Origin of the sequence: uncultured Luteimonas sp. (assembly GCF_947492465.1) — a bacterium.
Lineage (GTDB): Bacteria > Pseudomonadota > Gammaproteobacteria > Xanthomonadales > Xanthomonadaceae > Luteimonas.
On record NZ_CANLNF010000002.1, the window covers coordinates 141749 to 159895 of the forward strand.

Annotated in this window: 14 protein-coding genes; 6 read left to right on the forward strand and 8 right to left on the reverse strand. The window is 71.9% G+C overall.

What is annotated here, in order from left to right; translation table 11 throughout:
- Positions 1–8 precede the first annotated feature (8 nt).
- Positions 9–1391, reverse strand: a complete 1383-nt coding sequence (locus Q0863_RS05690; protein WP_298576256.1) for an MATE family efflux transporter — start codon at positions 1389–1391, stop codon at positions 9–11.
- Positions 1392–1632: 241 nt separating this feature from the next.
- On the opposite strand from Q0863_RS05690, the gene Q0863_RS05695 reads away from it, so the two are divergent.
- Positions 1633–2859, forward strand: a complete 1227-nt coding sequence (locus Q0863_RS05695; RefSeq protein ID WP_298576258.1) for a DUF3667 domain-containing protein — start codon at positions 1633–1635, stop codon at positions 2857–2859.
- Between the two features lie 169 nt (positions 2860–3028).
- On the opposite strand, the gene Q0863_RS05700 is transcribed toward Q0863_RS05695, so the two are convergent.
- The gene (locus Q0863_RS05700; protein ID WP_298576260.1) at positions 3029–3622 is read right to left on the reverse strand and encodes a DUF3106 domain-containing protein; all 594 of its coding nucleotides are present in this window, start codon (positions 3620–3622) and stop codon (positions 3029–3031) included.
- A complete protein-coding gene (locus Q0863_RS05705; protein ID WP_298576262.1) occupies positions 3609–4541 on the reverse strand; it encodes a sigma-70 region 4 domain-containing protein in 933 nt (310 codons plus the stop codon). Before Q0863_RS05705 ends, Q0863_RS05700 begins: the two co-directional genes overlap by 14 nt.
- Before the next feature lie 465 nt (positions 4542–5006).
- Here Q0863_RS05705 and Q0863_RS05710 point away from each other — a divergent pair, with 465 nt between their 5' ends.
- On the forward strand, positions 5007–7247 hold the full coding sequence (locus Q0863_RS05710; protein WP_298576265.1) for a primosomal protein N': 2241 nt from the start codon (positions 5007–5009) through the stop codon (positions 7245–7247).
- On the opposite strand, the gene Q0863_RS05715 is transcribed toward Q0863_RS05710, so the two are convergent.
- Positions 7241–8032, reverse strand: a complete 792-nt coding sequence (locus Q0863_RS05715; RefSeq protein WP_298576267.1) for an NYN domain-containing protein — start codon at positions 8030–8032, stop codon at positions 7241–7243. The two genes, Q0863_RS05710 and Q0863_RS05715, sit on opposite strands and share 7 nt — an antisense overlap.
- A 136-nt stretch (positions 8033–8168) precedes the next feature.
- On the opposite strand from Q0863_RS05715, the gene tal reads away from it, so the two are divergent.
- From tal to Q0863_RS05735, 4 genes are all read left to right on the forward strand, one after another.
- Positions 8169–9116 carry a transaldolase gene (tal, locus tag Q0863_RS05720; RefSeq protein WP_298576269.1) on the forward strand — a complete coding sequence of 316 codons (948 nt, stop codon included), beginning with the start codon at positions 8169–8171 and terminating at the stop codon, positions 9114–9116.
- 184 nt (positions 9117–9300) lie between these two features.
- A complete protein-coding gene (locus Q0863_RS05725; protein WP_298576271.1) occupies positions 9301–10569 on the forward strand; it encodes an NAD(P)/FAD-dependent oxidoreductase in 1269 nt (422 codons plus the stop codon).
- 83 nt (positions 10570–10652) lie between these two features.
- Positions 10653–11462: a zinc transporter ZupT gene (gene zupT / locus Q0863_RS05730; RefSeq protein WP_298576273.1), complete on the forward strand. Its 810-nt coding sequence runs from the start codon at positions 10653–10655 to the stop codon at positions 11460–11462.
- A 134-nt stretch (positions 11463–11596) separates the two neighbouring features.
- Positions 11597–12277, forward strand: a complete 681-nt coding sequence (locus Q0863_RS05735) for a DUF2306 domain-containing protein (RefSeq protein WP_298576275.1) — start codon at positions 11597–11599, stop codon at positions 12275–12277.
- Here the strand turns inward: Q0863_RS05735 and Q0863_RS05740 are convergent.
- The 4 genes from Q0863_RS05740 to Q0863_RS05755 form a co-directional block, all read right to left on the reverse strand.
- Complete coding sequence (locus tag Q0863_RS05740) at positions 12216–13298, reverse strand: AraC family transcriptional regulator (protein WP_298576277.1); 1083 nt, start codon at positions 13296–13298, stop codon at positions 12216–12218. The two genes, Q0863_RS05735 and Q0863_RS05740, sit on opposite strands and share 62 nt — an antisense overlap.
- Before the next feature lie 97 nt (positions 13299–13395).
- Positions 13396–14286 (reverse strand): RNA polymerase sigma factor RpoH, encoded by an 891-nt coding sequence (gene rpoH, locus Q0863_RS05745; protein ID WP_298576279.1) that lies wholly within the window; start codon positions 14284–14286, stop codon positions 13396–13398.
- Between the two features lie 246 nt (positions 14287–14532).
- On the reverse strand, positions 14533–17154 hold the full coding sequence (locus Q0863_RS05750; RefSeq protein WP_298576281.1) for a TonB-dependent receptor: 2622 nt from the start codon (positions 17152–17154) through the stop codon (positions 14533–14535).
- A 49-nt stretch (positions 17155–17203) separates the two neighbouring features.
- On the reverse strand, positions 17204–18118 hold the full coding sequence (locus tag Q0863_RS05755) for an AraC family transcriptional regulator (RefSeq protein WP_298576283.1): 915 nt from the start codon (positions 18116–18118) through the stop codon (positions 17204–17206).
- Positions 18119–18147 lie beyond the last annotated feature (29 nt).

Genomic DNA, 18147 nt, shown 5'->3' on the forward strand with positions numbered 1-18147 from the left:
CGGGGTTTTCATGCGCCTTTGGTCACCCGGCCGGGTGGCAGGGCCCCGGGCCGGCTGCTGCGCAGCAGGCGCCAGCCCATCAGCACCGCGGCCACCAGCAGGCCGGCGATCAGGCCCAGCCACATGCCCTTCGGGCCCCAGCCCAGGCCGAGGCCCAGCCCGGCGCCCAGCGGCATGCCCACGCCCCAGTAGGCGAGCGCGGCGATGAACATCGGCACGCGGGTGTCCTTGAGCCCGCGCAGGGCGCCGGCCGACAGCACCTGGACCCCGTCCGGGAACTGGAACGCCGCGGCGAACAGCAGCAGCGTCCCGGCCAGCGAGGCCACCGCCAGGTCGCGCGTGTAGACCGCGGCGATCGCGTCGTGCCAGCCCAGCAGCACCGCCGCCGACAGCGCCTGCGTGGCCAGCACCAGCACCAGCCCCGCGCAGGCGGCGCGCCGCACGCCGTGGGCGCCGCGGCCGGCGCCGATCGCATGGCCGACGCGCACGGTGGTGGCCTCGGCCAGGCCGAACGGGATCATGAAGCACAGCGAGGCCACGTTGATCGCGATCTGGTGCGCAGCCACCTCGAGCTCGCCCAGGCGCCCGATCAGCAGCGCGGTGACCACGAACAGGCCGCCTTCCATCGCCACGGTCACGCCGATCGGCAGGCCGGTGCGCAGCAGGCTGGAGATCTCTTCCCGGCGCGGCAGGTCGAAGCGCTCGAACAGGCGCAGCGCCTCGAACCTGCGCGCCCGCGCCAGGTAGACCAGGAACCCGGCCACCTGCAGCCACATCATCGTCGCCGAGGCCAGGCCCAGGCCGCCCGCCCCCATTTCCGGGAAGCCGAACGCGCCGAAGGTCATCGCATAGCCCAGCGGCAGCAGCACCAGCAGCCCGCCGAAGCCGAAGGCCATGGTCGGCAGCGTCCAGTGCAGGCCGTCGCACAGGTAGCGCATGCACAGGTACAGGGTGAGCGCCGGAATGCCCCAGCGGATGCCGTGCAGGAAGGCCGCGGCCGTGGGCCGCACTTCCGGCGCGATGCCCATCGGTTCGAGCGCATGCACCGACAGGCTGAGGAAGGCGAACAGCAGCAGCCCCAGCATCAGCGACAGCCACAGCGCCTGCCGGAACAGCGACCCGACCTCGGCGCGGCGACCGGCGCCATCGAGTTGCGACACCGACGGCGGCAGCGCCATCAGCGTGCCCATCGGCACCATCATCGGCAGCCAGAACATGGCGGTGCCGACCGCGACGCCGGCCAGCGTATTGGTGCCGTGGCGGCCGGCGATGACGTTGTCGACGAAGCCGATCAGGCCGGTGGCGAGGTGGCCGGCGACCAGCGGCGCGGCGAGCACCGCGGTGGTGCGCACTTCGCCGCGGAAGCGCGCCGTCGGGGCGGGCGGAGTCATGGGAGTCGGGGGAGGCGCGACTGCGGCCGGCAGCGATCCAGTGTCGCGCGCTGGCGCCGGGTCGGCGGCGGCCGGTATCTTAACCGCCCGTCCCGTGACCGTCATGGATCGGCGCAGGCTCCGCACGGGTCCACCGCGCCCCGCAGGCGCGCATGTCCGTCCGGGTGGGGTCCGGGCGGAACGCCTGGCCGGCTCTGCCACCTGGAGGGCAAGGGTTGAATCTGTCGAGGACCGCAACGCCATGAGTACATCGCAGCCGCCGCCGGCCGCCGCAGGCCCGAGCCTCCCGCGCGCCGCGCAGGTCGCCTGCGCCAACTGCGGCACCGCCTTGCTCGGAGACCACTGCTACGCCTGCGGGCAGCCGGTGAAGGGGCTGGTGCGCCATTTCTCGAGCCTGGTGGGCGACGTGCTCGACAGCGTGTTCGAGTGGGACGGACGGACGCCGCGCACGCTGTGGCCGCTGCTCGCCCGGCCAGGCTACCTGACCCTGGAATACATCGCCGGACGCCGCATCCGTTACGTCAGTCCGTTCCGGCTGTTCTTCTTCATCGCCGTCGTGACCTTCTTCATCGGCAAGCTGACCCTGAGCTTCGGCGGCGAGAACCCGGTCCAGCTGGGCGGCGATTCCGGCATCGAGACCGCGCGCGACATCGCCGAGGTCGAACAGGCGCGCGACCGGGCGCTGGCCAGACTCGCGGCCGAACGCGCCGAACTGGCACCGAAGATCGCGGTGGCCGAGGACGACGCGCGCATTCCGAACGTCGGCGCGATCACGGGACTGCGCACCGCCGATGCCGCGCTACAGGCCTCCGAGACCGCGATCCGTGCGCAGGCCGACGAGCGCATCGCCGCCTTCCGCAAGGCCGAACAGACCGGCGGCCCGCCGCCCGTCCCGCGCCTGCACCGGCTGCAGTTCAGCGGCAGCGAGCCCTGGGACGCGGAGACCAACCCGGTCCGCATCGCCTCCCTGCCCGGCTTCGCCAACGACTGGATCAACCGCCAGATCGGCCGCCTGGAAAAGAACATCCCGCGCCTGCAGGAAGACCCCGACCTGTTCAAGGACGCGGTGCTCGGCGCGATCCCCTCGACCCTGTTCCTGCTGCTGCCGCTGTTCGCACTGATGCTCAAGGTCGCCTACGTGTTCAAGCGGCGGCTGTACATGGAGCACCTGATCGTGGCGCTGCACAGCCATGCGTTCCTGTGCCTGGCGCTGCTGCTGATGTTCGTGACCATGGGCCTGGAGCACTGGCTGGCGCCGACGCAGCTGGCGGCGCTGATCGCGTTCGACCTGGTCGAGGCCGCGATCTGGATCTGGATGCCGCTGTACCTGCTGCTGATGCAGAAGCGCGTGTATGGGCAGGGCTGGCCGATGACCCTGTTCAAGTTCGGCGTGATCGGGCTGTGCTATTCGATCCTGCTGAGCTTCGGGGCGGTGTTCACGACGATCACCAGCCTGGTCTGGCTGTAGCCGGGAGGGCGATACTGCCCGACGCGTCGGTCGTGCGGGCCGAGCGCGAGTTCGCGCGGACCAGCTGGCGTGGCGGCCGGGACTCGTGCGGCGCATGCTGGCGCTGCCGCTGCCCCGCTGGGCCGTCCCGCGTGCAGGGCGGCGGCCGCGGCACCCTGGCCACGTACGCCTAGGGATCGACGCGCCGGCGCAGCCACTGCGCGCGCTGCGACTGCGGCTGCGCCAGCAGCGCGTCGCGCAGCGCGTCGCGCTCCTGCGGCGGGGTGCGCTGGGCGAGGACGGCCAGATCGTCGCGTGCCTGCGCCGGCAAGGCGCGCAGCACCTGCAGCAGCACGTCGCGCTCCGCCGGCGGCACCTGCGCGAACAGCGCGTGCAGTCGCGGCCAGTCCGCGCCCAGGACCGGACCCAGCAGCCAGCCGCGGGCCATGCCCGCATCGAGTGCGTCGAACCGGGCGCGCAGCGCCTGCTGCTCGGCGACCGGCAGCGAGCGCCAGGTCTCGCGCGCGGCGCGCATGCGCCGGCGTTCGTCCTCGGGCAGCGCGCGCCACGCATCCCAGACCTCGCGGCGTTCGCGCCGCAGCGACTCCGGCAACGCTTCCCACGCCTGCAGCCGCCGCTGCAGCGCTTCGCCCTGTTCGGGGGTGAGCGCGGCCAGCCGCGCCGCGTTGCGCTGCAGCGCATCCGGCGATTGCGCGCCCGCCACCGCGGCTGCCAGCAGCAGCGCCAGGGCCGCCAGGGCCGGGACCGGGCTAGCGCTGCGCATCCACCAGCTCCTGCGAGGCGGCATCGCCATCGACCGCGGTGGTGTCGGGCGCCGCCGGCAGGCCGTCTTCCTGCGCCAGCGCGACCACCAGCCAGGCGTCGAAGGCCGGATCGGCGTCGTCGTCGAAGCTGCCGGTGGCCTGGGCGAGGAGCAGGTCGAGATCGCGATGGCCGGCCAGCGCCTGCGCCGGGTCGAAGCGCGCGGCGGGCGCGTCCGGCGGCGGCAGGTCCTCGACGCGGATGCGGGCCTGGTCGTCGGTCGCCGGCGGGGGCAGCCACGGCCCCCACCAGGTCGCCGCCAGCGCGGCCGCAGTGAGCGCGACTACCGCCAGCGTCGCCGGCCACACCCAGCCCGCGCGCGAATGCGTGGACGGCGGCGGCGTGGGGCGTACCGGACGAGGGCGCAGGCCGTCGCGCAGCATGGCGATGGTTTCCAGGCGCTCGGCCGGCACGGCGCGGATCGCCACCTGCGCGGCCTGGGACAGTTCGCGCCAGGTCTCGGGATCGGCGCTGCCGTCGTCGCGGTGCGGCAGCGCGCGCTGCAGCGCCAACCGGTAGGTCGGCCGGGCGATGCCCAGCACGGCCGCGGCCTCGGATTCGGCCAGGCCGGCCACCACCCGCAGCAGCAGCGCCGCGCGCGGGCCGCTGGCCAGCGCCGCGACCGCGGCGGGCAGGTCGCCCGCGTGGCCGGCGGTACCGCGCAGCTGCGGGGCGGCCAGCAGCATGGCCCAGAACCGGCGCGGCCACTCGGCGAACGGCAGGGTCGGGGCGGCCTGGGCGAAACCGCGCAGGGTGGCGGCCAGGGCGGCGTCGCCGGTCGCGGCATCGCCCCCCTGCCAATGGGCGAACACCACGCCGCGGCGTTCGACGCCGCGCAGGAAAGCGGTCAGGGCAGCACGGGCCGCGGCAGGATCGTTCAAGGATGGAAAACCGGTTTACAGGCCCGGGGGCGGCCTGCTGCGCGCCATGATACGGCCCCCTCCCGCGCCGCCGCCGGGCTTGACGACGGTCTCATTCGCTGATCCGCGCCGGATTGTGCAGGCGCACGTTGTGCACATGCGTCGCGAAAACGTCATACGGACCGGACCGTGAAGCCCGTTTGCGTATGTGAACGCTTTGTTTCACGATCAACTCATTGAATTTATTGAAAAAATGCCGGTTGGCGTTTTTTTCGCCAAGGCAGCTCTTCACCTGCATGGCGCGGCAGAAATGATGCCGGAAAGCGCTTCGTGCACAGACTTATCCACACAAATTGTGGATAAGGGGAAATCCCTTCCCCGCCATCGACTTGCACGCCCTACATCCAATGCGCGGGAACTTGGGCGCGCAAGTCGCCGTCGCCGGCCCGCGCCGGACGAGCGGCCCGCAGTCGCTAGACTTCCGCGGTGTCCGATCCCACGCCCGTCTTCCAGGTTGCCCTGCCGCTGCCGCCGCTGCGGCTGTTCGACTATGCCGCCCCGGCGGGGCACCTGGCCGGCGCGGACGACATCGGGCGGCGGGTGCGGGTGCCGTTCGGGCCCCGCGAACTGGTCGGCGTGGTCGCCGGGGTGGGGTCGGCCGCCCCTGCCCCCGAGGGCCGGCTGCGGCCGGTGCACGAACTGCTCGACGGGACGCCGCTGCTGCACGGCGAACTGCTCGAATCGCTGCGTTGGCTGGCCCGCTATACCCATGCGCCCCTGGGCGAGGTGCTGGCCACGGCGCTGCCTGCGGCGCTGCGTCGCGGCGAACCGCTGCCCGCCACCCATGCCTGGGCCTGGCGCCTGACCGAAACCGGAGCGACCGCCCTGCCCGGCCTGCGCAGCGGCAGCCGGCCGCGGCGCCTGGCCGAACTGCTGGCCGACGCGGTGCGCGACGAGGACGCGCTGGCATCGGTGGTGGAGGACTGGCGCACGGCGGCGCGGGCGCTGGAACGGCGCGGCTACGCCGAGCGCGTGGCCATTCCGGCCTCGGCGCTGGCGCCCGATCCGCGGCCCGGCCCGACGCCCAACGCCGAGCAGCGCGCCGCGATCGAGGCGCTGCGCGAGGCCCGGGGCTTTGCGCCGATGCTGCTCGACGGCGTCACCGGCAGCGGCAAGACCGAGGTCTACCTGCATGCGATCGCCGACTGCCTGGCGCGCGGACGCCAGGCGCTGGTGCTGGTGCCGGAGATCGGGCTGACCCCGCAGCTGCTGGCGCGCTTCCGCGCCCGCCTGGGCGTGCCGGTGCATGCCACCCATTCCGGACTCAACGACAACGAGCGCGCACGGACCTGGGCGGCGGCCTGGCGCGGCGAGGCGCGGGTGATCGTCGGCACCCGCTCGGCGGTGTTCACGCCGCTGCCCGAGGCCGGCCTGATCGTGATCGACGAGGAGCACGACGGCAGCTACAAGCAGCAGGACGGCATCCGCTACCACGCCCGCGACTTCGCCCTGGTGCGCGGCAAGGCGCTGGCGGTACCGGTGCTGCTGGGCAGCGCGACGCCCTCGCTGGAAAGCCTGCACAACGCCGGCGCCGGACGCTACGACTACCTGCGCCTGGCGCGTCGCGCCGGCGATGCGCAGCCGCCCGCGGTGCGCGTGGTGGACGTGCGCAAGCGCGCGCTCGATGCCGGACTGTCGGGGCAGATGCTCGACGCGATCCGCGCGGCGCTCGACAGCGGCGGCCAGGTGCTGGTGTTCCGCAACCGTCGCGGTTACGCGCCGGTGCTGCTGTGCCACGACTGCGGCTGGAGCGCGCAGTGCCCGCGCTGCAGTACCCCCGAACACGGCAGGCCGATGACCGTGCATGCGCAGGGACGCCGCCTGCAGTGCCACCACTGCGGCCATCGCCGGCCCGCACCCCCGGCCTGCCCGGACTGCGCCAGCCTGGCGCTGCAGCCGCAGGGCGCCGGCACCGAGCGCATCGAGGAAGTGCTGGTCGAGAAGTTCCCGGACGTGCCGGTGCTGCGCATCGACCGCGGCAGCACCCAGCGCCGCGATGCCCTGGCGCAGCTGCTGGGCAGCCTCGGCGACCGTCCCGGCATCCTGATCGGCACGCAGATGCTGGCCAAGGGCCACGATCTGCCCGACCTGAGCCTGGTCTGCGTGGTGGGCGTGGACGAAGGGCTGTTCTCGGCCGACTTCCGCGCGCACGAGAAGCTGGCCCAGCTGCTGATCCAGGTGGCCGGGCGCGCCGGACGCGCGCGCCGCGCCGGCGAGGTGCTGCTGCAGACCCACCATGCCGACCATCCGCTGCTGGCCACGCTGATCGCCGGCGGCTATCCGGCCTTCGCCGGCGACGAACTGGCCCAGCGCGAGGCCGCCGGCTTTCCGCCCTACGCGCACCTGGCGCTGCTGCGCGCCGAGTCCAAGCACGCCGAACCGCCGATGGCCTTCCTGCAGGCCGTGCGTCGCCTGCTCGAACCCGCGGCGCGCGCGCGCGGGCCGGCGTCCGCCGACGCCCAGGCGCCCGCGCTCTCGATCAGCGGACCGATGCCGGCGCCGATGCCCAGGCGCGCAGGCATGCACCGTGCCCAGCTGCTGCTGCTGGCGCCGACGCGCCGCGGCCTGCACGCCGCGCTGCAGGACGCGGTGCCGGCGATCCACGCCCTGACCGAAGCGCGCAAGGTGCGCTGGTCGCTGGACGTGGACCCGGCCGACCTCTACTGAGCGCCGCCGCCCGGTCCGGCCTTGCCCGCCGCCGGCGCCTTCGCCGTGCGCCGGCGTCGGCGCGGCTCGGTGCGCGGACGCTCGCGCACCAGCACCTTCTGCCCTTCGCGGCGCACCTCGAACAGTTCCACCGCATCGATCAGCGCGCTCAGGCTGCGGTAGCCGTAGTTGCGCGGATCGAACGACCCCTGGTTGCCGAGGTGGCTGCCCACGCCGCCCAGGTGCGCCCAGCCCTCGTCGTCGGCCACCGCCGCGACCGCGCCGCGCAGCTGGTGCGCCAGCGCCTGGTCGCCCTTGAGTTCGCCCGAGGTCTTGGGCCGCGCCTGGTCGGGCGCCACGTCGCCGTCGTCGCCCAGCTTCTCCAGGAACAGGAAGGTCGAACAGGCCTTCACGAACGGCAGCGGCGTCTGCTTCTGGCCGAAACCGTAGACCGCGTAGCCGTCGTTGCGCAGGCGCATCACCAGCGGGGTGAAGTCGGCGTCGCTCGACACCACCGCGAAGCCGTCCAGGGTGCGCGCGTACATCAGGTCCATCGCGTCGATCACCATCGCCATGTCCGAGGCGTTCTTGCCGGGCGAATAGGCGAACTGCTGGATCGGGCGGATCGCGTACTCGTGCAGCACCTTCTCCCAGCCCATCAGGTTCTGGCTTTTCCAGTTGCCGTAGGCGCGGCGCACGTTGACCACGCCGTGGCGCGCGACCTCGTTGAGGATCGCGTCGATCTTCGCCGCCGGTGCGTTGTCGGCATCGATCAGCAGGGCGATGCGCTTGTCGCTGTCGGCCATGTGGGTTCCCGTGTGTTCGCAGGCATCAGGGTAGCGCGACCCGGACGCGATCGTACGTGCTGAAACCAACACGGCAGGGCCACGATGGATCGGCGACAATACGCACTTCCGCCGCTGCCAGACCGCCCACGCCGACATGCCCAGCCAGCTCGAACAGCTCCGCTCCCTGTCCACCGTCGTCGCCGACACCGGCGACATCGAGGCCATCGCCCGCTTCAAGCCGATGGACGCCACCACCAATCCCTCGCTGCTGTTCAAGGCCGCCTCGCTGCCGGCCTATGCCGCACACGTGGACGGGGCGCTGGCCCGCGCGGCCGGCAGTGGCGAAGCGAAGGTGGCCGACGCCAGCGACCGGCTGGCGGTGGCGATCGGCGGCGAGATCCTCAAGCTGATCCCCGGGCGCGTCTCCACCGAGGTCGACGCGCGCCTGAGCTTCGACACCGAGGCCACCGTCGCCAAGGCGCACCACCTGGTCGGGCTGTACGACCAGGCCGGCGTCGGCCGCGACCGCCTGCTGATCAAGATCGCCTCGACCTGGGAAGGCATCCGCGCCGCCGAACGGCTCGAGCGCGAAGGCATCCACTGCAACCTGACCCTGCTGTTCTCCTTCGCCCAGGCCGTGGCCTGCGCCGAGGCCGGCGTGTACCTGATCTCGCCGTTCGTGGGACGCATCCTCGACTGGCACCTGGCCAACGGCATGGACAAGCCGGCCACGCCGCAGGACGACCCGGGCGTGCAGTCGGTCACCCGCATCTGGCAGTACTACAAGCAGCACGGCTACCAGACGGTGGTGATGGGCGCGAGCTTCCGCAACACAGGCGAAGTGCTGGCCCTGGCCGGCTGCGACCGCCTCACCATCTCGCCAGACCTGCTCGGCGCCCTGGAGGCATCGGACGCGACGGTCGAACGCGCCCTGGTCGAGGGCGGCGAACGCGCGACCGCGCCGGCCGCGCTCGACGAAGCGGGCTTCCGCTGGCAACACAACGAAGACCCGATGGCGACCGAGAAGCTCGCCCAGGGCATCCGCAACTTCGCCGCCGACCAGCGCAAGCTCGAAGCCCAGCTGGCGGCGAAGCTCGGTTGACCGCCCGCGGCTCGTCGCCGCGCGCACGCGCGGTCGACGCCCGCCGGTTTCCCGCCGCAACGGCGCTGCCTCGCACGCAGGGTCGTCGCGAGCGACCCGCGCGCAAGCGCATCGGCCTGGCGTGCATGGTCCGGCGTCGCGTCGCGTCCACGGACGCTTCGCGCCGCGTGCCTGGAATGGACGCATGACCCGGGCGCTTCCGCACGTGGTGATCGTCGGCGGCGGCTTCGCCGGCCTGTGGGCGGCGCGCGCGCTGAAGTCCGCGCCGGTCCGCATCACCCTGGTCGACCGCGGCAACCACCACCTGTTCCAGCCCCTGCTCTACCAGGTCGCCACCGCGGGCCTGTCGGCGCCCGATATCGCCGCGCCGCTGCGGCAGATCCTGCGCCGGCAGAAGAACGTGGTGGTGCGCATGGCCACGGTGGCCCGGATCGACGCGCCGGCCCGGCAGGTCGAACTGGCCGACGGCGCGCGCATCGGTTTCGACTACCTGTTGCTGGCCAGCGGCGCCACCCACGCCTACTTCGGCAACGACCACTGGGCCGAACACGCGCCCGGACTGAAGACGCTCGACGACGCCCTCGAGCTGCGCCGCAAGCTGCTGCTGGCCTTCGAGCGCGCGGAAGCGGCGGCCGATCCCGCCGAGCGCGACGCCTGGCTGAGCTTCGCCATCGTCGGCGGCGGCCCGACCGGCGTTGAACTGGCCGGCACCCTGGCGGAGATCGCGCGCCACACGCTGCAGGGCGAGTTCCGCAACATCGACCCGGCACGCGCGCGGGTGCGGCTGATCGAGGCTGGCCCGCGGGTGCTCTCCTCGTTTCCCGAAGACCTGTCCGCACGTGCGCGTGCGCAGCTCGAGCGGCTCGGCGTGGAAGTGTCGACCGGCGCGGCGGTCGAGGACATCAGCGCCGACGGCTACCGGATCGAAGGCCGCTTCGTGCCCGCGCGGACCGTGGTCTGGGCTGCCGGCGTCGCGGCATCGCCGCTGGCGCGGTGCCTGGACGTGCCGCTCGATCGCGCCGGGCGGATCCGCGTGACGCCCGGGCTCTCGATCCCCGGCCATCCCGACATCTTCGCCGCCGGCGACCTGGCCAGCCTCGACCAGGCCGACGGCAGACCGGTGCCCGGCGTGGCGCCGGCCGCCAAGCAGATGGGCCGGCACGTGGCGAAGGCGATCCGCGCGCGGCTGCAGCAGCGAGATGCGCCAAGCTTCCGCTACCGCGATGCCGGCAACCTGGCGACCATCGGCCGCATGGCCGCGGTAGTCGACCTCGGCGCGGTGCGCTTCTCCGGCATCCTCGCCTGGTGGTTCTGGCTGGTCGCGCACCTGTTCTTCCTGATCGGCTTCCGCAACCGATCGGTGGTGCTGCTCAACTGGTCGGTGGCGTACTGGACCCACCAGCGCGCGGCGCGGATCATCCTCGGCGGCGACGATCGACCCGATACAAAGTAGCGATCGACGCGACGTCCGATGCAGGCGTCGCGCGCACCATGCGCTGGGCTAGGATGTCGCGTCCCCCGGAGCCCACGCCGCGCATGACCGACATCCCGACGCAGAACCTGCTGATCGCGCTCGCAGTGACCACGGTGGCGGGTCTGTTCACCGGCTTCGGCAGCCTGCTGGTGTTCGCGTCGAAGGGACCCAATGCGCGCCTGCTCGCGTTCGGCCTGGCGTTCGCCGGCGGCGCGATGGTGTACGTCTCGCTGGGCGAGATCCTGGGCAAGTCGGTCGCCGCGTTCTCGGCGCAGTTCGGCGACAGGCTCGGCTTCACCTGGGGCACGTTGTCCTTCCTCGGCGGCGTGCTGCTGATCGTGACCATCGATCGCCTCATCCCCAACCCGCACGAACGGCTCGAGGTCGACGATCCCTACTTCCGCGAGCACAACCGCGACTACATCAAGCGCGTCGGCCTGCTGACCGCGATCGCGATCACCGCGCACAATTTCCCGGAAGGCCTGGCGACCTTCTTCGCCACGCTGGAGAACCCCGGGGTGGGCCTGCCGCTGGCCTTCGCGATCGCCATCCACAACATCCCCGAGGGCATCGCCATCGCGGTGCCGGTGTACTTCGCGACCAACAACAGGACCTACGCCTTCATCGCCTGCCTGGTCTCGGGCCTGGCCGAGCCGATCGGCGCGATCATCGGCTACGTCCTGCTGCGCCCGTTCCTGTCCGACGCGGTGTTCGGCGCGGTGTTCGGCCTGATCGCCGGGGTGATGGTGTTCCTGGCCCTGGACGAGCTGCTGCCGGCCGCCAAGCGCTACGCCAAGGGGCACGAGACCGTGTACGGCCTGGTCACCGGCATGGGCGCGCTGGCGATCAGCCTGGTGCTGTTCAAGTGGTGAGCCGCGGCTAGCGGCGTCCGGTCCGGCTGGATCGCACCATCGCGGGCGCCTGGTGGCGTTCGAACCCGCCGGTCCGGACGACCGGCGACGCCCGGTTGCGCAGGCTGCTCCCATCGACCCCGATGGAGAAGCCCATGCGACCGCGCCTGTACGCCCTCGCCACGTCCCTGCCCCTGGCCCTGTTCTCGCTCGCCTGCGTGGCGACCGCCGCCTATGCCTTCGCCTACCTGTTCATGGCGTACCGCAGCGGCGATCCCTTCGCCGCGCAGTTCGCGGTTTCGGGCGTGGACGTCCCGGCGCACTTCTTCGGCGCCGGGCTGGCGCTGCTGCTGGTGCCGCTGCAGCTGAGCCGGGGCGTGCGCCGGCGCTGGCCGGCGCTGCACCGCCTCGGCGGCTGGCTGTCGGCGGTGGCGATCCTGGTCGGCGGCGTCTCGGGGCTGTCGCTGGCCCAGCACGCCCAGGGCGACTGGCCGAGCCGGGCCGGCTTCAGCCTGCTGTCGCTGCTGTGGCTGGGGGTGACCGCGAACGGCATCCGCCTGGCGGTGGTCGGCCAGATCGCCAGGCATCGGCGCTGGATGGCCTATTCGATGGCGCTGACCGCGGGCGCGGTGACCCTGCGGGTGATGCTGGCGCTGGGCACCGGCGTGTTCGGATGGCCGTTCATGCCGGTCTACGTGGGGACGGCGTGGGCCAGCTGGCTGTTCAACCTGGCCCTGTGCGCGTGGCTGCTGCGCCTGCGCGCGCCCGATGCGCTCAGCGTGGCTGCGCGTGGCGGCTCCGGTAGGCGCTGGGCGTCTGGCCAACCATCCGCTTGAACGCGGTGTTGAAGGTCGACTTGGAGGTGAAGCCGGCGTCGTAGGCGATTTCCAGGATGCCGCGCCGGTCGCTGGCGTCGGCAAGGCAGGCGCGGACCGCCTCGATCCGGTGCCGGTTCACGTATTCCCAGAAGTTGCCGCCCAGCCGGCGGTTGATCACCGCCGAGACCAGGTATTCGGGATAGCCGCTGCGTCGCGCGACCTGGGCGATGCCCAGCGCCGGCTCGCGATACAGCGCCTGCTCGGACATCAGCCGGGTCAGCCGCGCCTCGACCTCGTCGAAGCGCGGATCGTCCCCGGCCTCGCCACCGGCCTCGGGCGCCGGCGCTGCCGCATCGCCGAGCGGCTCGGCGACCGGCGGCTGGCCGAGGCTGAACCAGCCGACCACGCAGACCCAGGCCGCGACCGCGGCATAGATCAGGACGTAGTCGACCCCGGGCAGCCGCGCCGTCGCGTGCAGGGCCGCGATGGCCCAGATCACGAACTGGCAGCCGCTCATCGCCGCGAGCCAGCGCAGCGACAGGCGGTCGGCATCCGAGCGCCGGCCGCGCAGCCAGCGCCGGTAGCGGCGCACCTGCCAGGTGGCCGCGGCCAGATAGGACAGGGCGACCGAGAACAGCAGCGGGTCGAACCAGCGCCGGTGCCAGTCGCCGTCGGCCGACACCGGATCGCCCACCAGCCAGCGCCACGTCATCCACGCCAGCAGCAGGCCCAGCCAGACGCCATGCCACAGGTCGCGCAGGCGCGGCGCGCGCCCGCCCACCAGGGTGCGCACGTAGAGGAAGAACAGCGGCGCGTAGGCGAACGGCAGCAGTCGCGCCACCCGGTAGGCCGCGGCAAAGCCGGCGTCGGGCGCGGACATGTGCGCGGCCTTGAGCGCGAGATCCGCGGCGATGATCGCCAGCCACAGCGACAGCACCCGGTTGGCCGGGGTGTTCACCGGGCAGCGCCACAGCACGGGCGCGAGCATCGCGGCCTGCACCGCGCCCACCGCATACAGGAGGATCCAGAAACTGGTCACGTGGCAACCGGGTCGAGCACCGCCGCACAGGGTACAGCGCGCAAAAAACAAAGCCCGGCGCAGGGCCGGGCTTCGCGTGGTGCCGCAGGCGGTCCGGTCAGGCCGTGAACAGCGCCTTCATCTTCTTCAGCGCGTTCGCCTCGACCTGGCGGATGCGCTCGGCCGACACGCCGTACTCGTCGGCCAGTTCCTGCAGCGTGACCTTGCTTTCGGCATCCAGCCAGCGGCGCCGGATGATGTCGCGCGAACGCGCGTCCAGGCGGGTCATGCCCTCGCGCAGCAGCTCGAGCTGGCTGTCCTCGCTGTCCATGCGCTCGTAGGCCTGCGCCGGATCCTCGTCGCGCGAGATCAGGTAGGCGGCCGGCGCGGGCGGCGCGCGGTCGTCGTCCTCGTCCGAGGGCGCATCGAAACCGATGTCGCGACCCGACAGGCGCGACTCCATCTCCAGCACCTCGCGCTCGGAGACGTTGAGGTCCTTGGCCACCGCGCTGACTTCCGCCGCGTTGAGCCAGCCCAGGCGGGTCTTGCTCTTGCGCAGGTTGAAGAACAGCTTGCGCTGCGCCTTGGTGGTGGCGACCTTGACGATGCGCCAGTTCTTGAGGATGAACTCGTGCATCTCGGCGCGGATCCAGTGCACCGCGAAGCTCACCAGGCGCACGCCGATGTCGGGATCGAAGCGCTTGACCGCCTTCATCAGGCCGATGTTGCCTTCCTGGATGAGGTCGCCCAGCTGCAGGCCGTAGCCGCTGTAGCCGCGGGCGACGTGCACCACGAAGCGCAGGTGCGAATGCACCAGCTCGCGGGCGGCGTCGAGATCCTCGCCGTCGCGGTAGCGGCGCGCCAGCGCCTGCTCGTCCTCGGCCGACAGCACCGGGATCTGGTGGACGGCCCCGATATAGGCCTCCAGCGAACCGAGCGGAGTCAGGCCGTTGAAGGCGGCAACCGGCAGGTTGTTGGCAACGAGGGCTTGGGACATGGGCATGCTCATGGGAGGAGTCTAGCAGTCGGCAACTGTGACTGCTAAGGCCTCGGAAAGTTCCCTGTGTTGCACTGCTGGAACGGAGAACCGAGTCTGCGGCGGCCTCCGCGACGGTCCCGTGAATCGCGGCCGCGCCGGCCACGATTCAAAGCGGATCAATGGGTTATGTCGAATCCTGGAGGAGGCCGCAGCGCATCCCTGCGCTGCAACCTGAACGCACCGGAATCCGGCCGGGTGCCGTCCCCGGTCGCCGGCTCAGAAGGTCTGCGCGTAGCGCAGGTACACCGTGCGGCCGTAGGCGTCGTAGAGCTCGAAGTTCCAGGGCCGCCCGCGCACCTCCAGCAGCTCCGGGTAGCGGTCGCCGGCGTTGTTGACCCCGACGGTGATGCTCCCCTGCCACGGCGCCCGGTAGGTCACCGACAAGTCGTGGGTGGTGTAGCTGCCCAGGCGCGAGCCGGGACCGCCGCCGGTGAAGCCGAACGCCGGCGTGGTTCCCGGGTTCTCCTGCGAGTCGATGTAGTTGAGGTTCCAGTTCGCGGTGAGCGCCCCCAGCGTCCAGCTGTTGCGCAGGGTCGCGCGCAGGTCGGGCGAGGCGATCCAGCCGAGGCGGTCCTTGACCGTGGTGCCGTCGGTGACCGTGTAGTCCAGCACCCTGGCCACCTGCAGCCAGTTCTCGAGCCGGCCCGGGTCCCCCAGCTCGATGCGGGTCCGCAGGTTCAGGTCGATGCCGCTGGTTTCCAGGTCGCCCTCGTTGGCGTAGGCGGTGTTGACTTCGCTGATCGACCCGTTCGCCCGCCGCAGCACCGAGGTGCCGGTCGGAAGCGGCATGCCGGCGCTGTCGAAGTTCACCAGCTCCTGGTACTCGATCAGGCGGATGCGGTCCTCGACGTCGATCGAGTAGTAGTCCACGGTCAGGTTCAGCCAGTCCGTCGCATCCCAGGCCAGGCCCACGCTGTACTGGCGCGAGGTCTCCGATTCCAGGTCCATGTTGCCGCTGGACCAGGTGTCGACCTGGTAGCTGACGTCGTCGCTCTGCGGGGCATCGGCGATGTTGTCGCCGTCGGCGTCGCCGCCGCAGTCTGCCGGGCTGTAGCCGAGCACCACGCAGGTGCGGTAGTCGGCCACCTGCTCGGCCGAGAACGCGCGCTTGCCGTGGACGTAGGGCAGCGGCGGCGCACGGAAGCCCTGCCCCACCGACCCGCGCAGGGTCAGGTTGTCCAGCGGCTGCCAGCGCAGCGAGACCTTGGGCGAGACGTCGCTGCCGTAGTCGCTGTAGCGGTCGTAGCGCGCGGCCACGGTGAAGTCGAAGCTGTCGACGATCGGGAACAGCCATTCGGCGTAGGCGGCGTAGATCTCGCGCGAACCGGCGGCCGAATTGCCCGACGAGCCCGCCACCACCCCGGCTTCGGACAGCGAGTCGTAGATGTCGGCGTAGTCCTCCTGCCGGTACTCCGCGCCGAACGCCATCACCGAGGTGCCGCCGCCCATCTCGAACAGGTCGAGCGTGGCGTTGGCGTAGAACTCCTCGATATCGAAGATGCCGTCGCGCGAGGTGGTCGCGGTGAAGCCCTTGACCACTTCCTCCGAGTTGCCGAACGGATCGAACAGGTCGTACGTCCCGTCCGCGACCGCCTGCTCGGCCAGCGGCGTGACGATGTAGCCGCGCCCCAGTTCCTTGAACTTGGCCTTGCTGCGGCGCAGGCCGAAGTCGACGTAGAGCTTGTCGGTGGCCTGCCAGGTGAAGCCCAGGTTGAGGTCGGCGACGCTGTTGTCGACGAAGTTGTCGCGGTTGCCCGCCGCCGCATAGCGGTGGTAGACGAACGCACCGAGGCCGTCGCCCGGCACCGGGTCGTTGGGCGAGCCTTCCGGCACATACAGCGCGCCGGGCGTCGGCGCGAAGCGTCCGAAGCTGTCGGTGGTGCTGTAGCTGCCCGAGGCGTAGACCGACCAGTCCTCGTCGATCCGCCAGCTGCCGCGCGCGAACAGCGACTTGTTCTTGACCGAGGCCTCGTCGGCGGCGACCGCGTTGAAGTCGTACACGCAGTTGTCGCCGTTGCGCCAGAAGTTCGGGTCGTCGCAGGCATAGCCCGGCAGCGCGCCGCCGAACTCGCCCTCCTCGCCCGGATCGGTGGCGCTTTCGAGATAGTAGTTGTTGCCGTAGAACGAGCCGCCGCGGATCGTGCCGCTGATCTGGTCGCGGGTGTAGACCATGTCGCGCGAGTTGGCCGATGCGCCGAGGATCACGCTGCCGCGGTCGGACGAGGTGCCGAATACCAGCGAGGCCTCCTCGGTCTCGCCGCCGCGCACCGCGGGGTTGCCGATGCCGTACCGGACTTCGGCGCCATCGTAGTCCTTGCGCAGGATGACGTTGACCACGCCGCCGATGGCGTCCGAACCGTACAGCGCCGAGGCGCCGTCGGAGAGGATCTCGATGCGCTCCACCGCCGCCAGCGGGATGGTGTTGAGGTCGGCGTTGTTGCCGGTGGACGGGGCGTACGGCACGCGGCGGCCGTCCACGAGCACCAGGGTGCGGTCGGAACCGATGCCGCGCAGGTCGATGTCGGCGGTGGCCTGGGCCGAACTGCCCGACTGCGGACGGAAGTTGCCGAACGACGAGAACGTGGAATCGCGCAGCACGTCGGCCACCGACACGTCGCCGCTGGCGTCGATGGCCGCGCGGTCGATCACGGTCAGCGGCACCGCGCCCTCGATGTCGGCGCGACGGATGCGCGAGCCGGTGACCTGGATGCGGTCGAGGGTCTGGGTGTCGTCGGCGGGGGCGTCCTGGGCGACGGCAGGAAGCGCGGGCAGCGCGCAGGCAATGGCGATCGGCAGCGCCGCGAGCCCGCGGCCACGCGATCGGAACGGGGATGTCATGTGGTGTTCTCCGGATCTCGTTATGTGTGCGTTAAACGCAGCGAGGACGTTACGGCGCCGATGCCGATGCCGCTTGCCGCCTCGTGCCGGTCCGGTTTGCCGCATGTGGCGCGACGGCCACGCGGTAGCGCGATGGCGGCACGCCGAAGCGCGCACGGAAGGCGCGCGAGAAACTGCAGTTGTTCTCGAAGCCGCAGGCCGCGCCCGCCTCGCTCACCGACAGCCGGGTGCCGCGCAACAGCCGCGCCGCGTGCGCCAGGCGCAGGCGGCTGGAGGCCGCCTGCGGGCCTTCGCCGTAAAGCGCCTGGAAGGTCTTGGTGAAGTACCAGACCGAGACGCTGCCCAGGCCGGCGAGTTCGGGAATGCGCATCGGCCGGTCGAGGTTGCCGGCCATGTGCATCCAGGCGCGCTGCATCCGCGCGAAGACCTGGCGGCGGCGCCGCAGCGAGCGGCCCGGACAGCGCTCGACCAGTTCGCGGAACCCCGCCTGCTGCACCGCCAGCAGCCGCAACAGCGGCTCCAGCTGCAGTCGCGCCACCTCCTGGCGCCGGCCCGCATTGCGCGCGAACGGGGCGCAGCGTCGCCATGCGCGCAGCGCGTCGCCACGCGCGCCCGGCGCCATCTGTCCCAGCCCGGTGAACAGTCCGCCGTCCGCCGCGGCCAGCGACTGCAGCCGCGCAGGCAGCGCGATGCCCACGACCAGGCCGTCGGTGCCCGCCTGCAGCAGCGGCCGCGCGTCGCGCTCGAGCACGATCCACTGTCCACGCGCGAGGTTGAAGCGACCCTCGCGGCACGCCAGCGCGGCGCTGCCGCGCAACACCAGCCAGGCGCTGGCGGCCGCGTGGACCACCGCGACGCTGGCGCCGCGGCTGGCCACCACCAGGGTAGCGTCATCATCGCCCGGTCCCGTTCCACCCGCGGCATGCATGCCGCCGCGGTCGCTCCAGATCGTGTGCAACTGCATGGCTGTCTCCTGTGCGGAATCCAGCCACC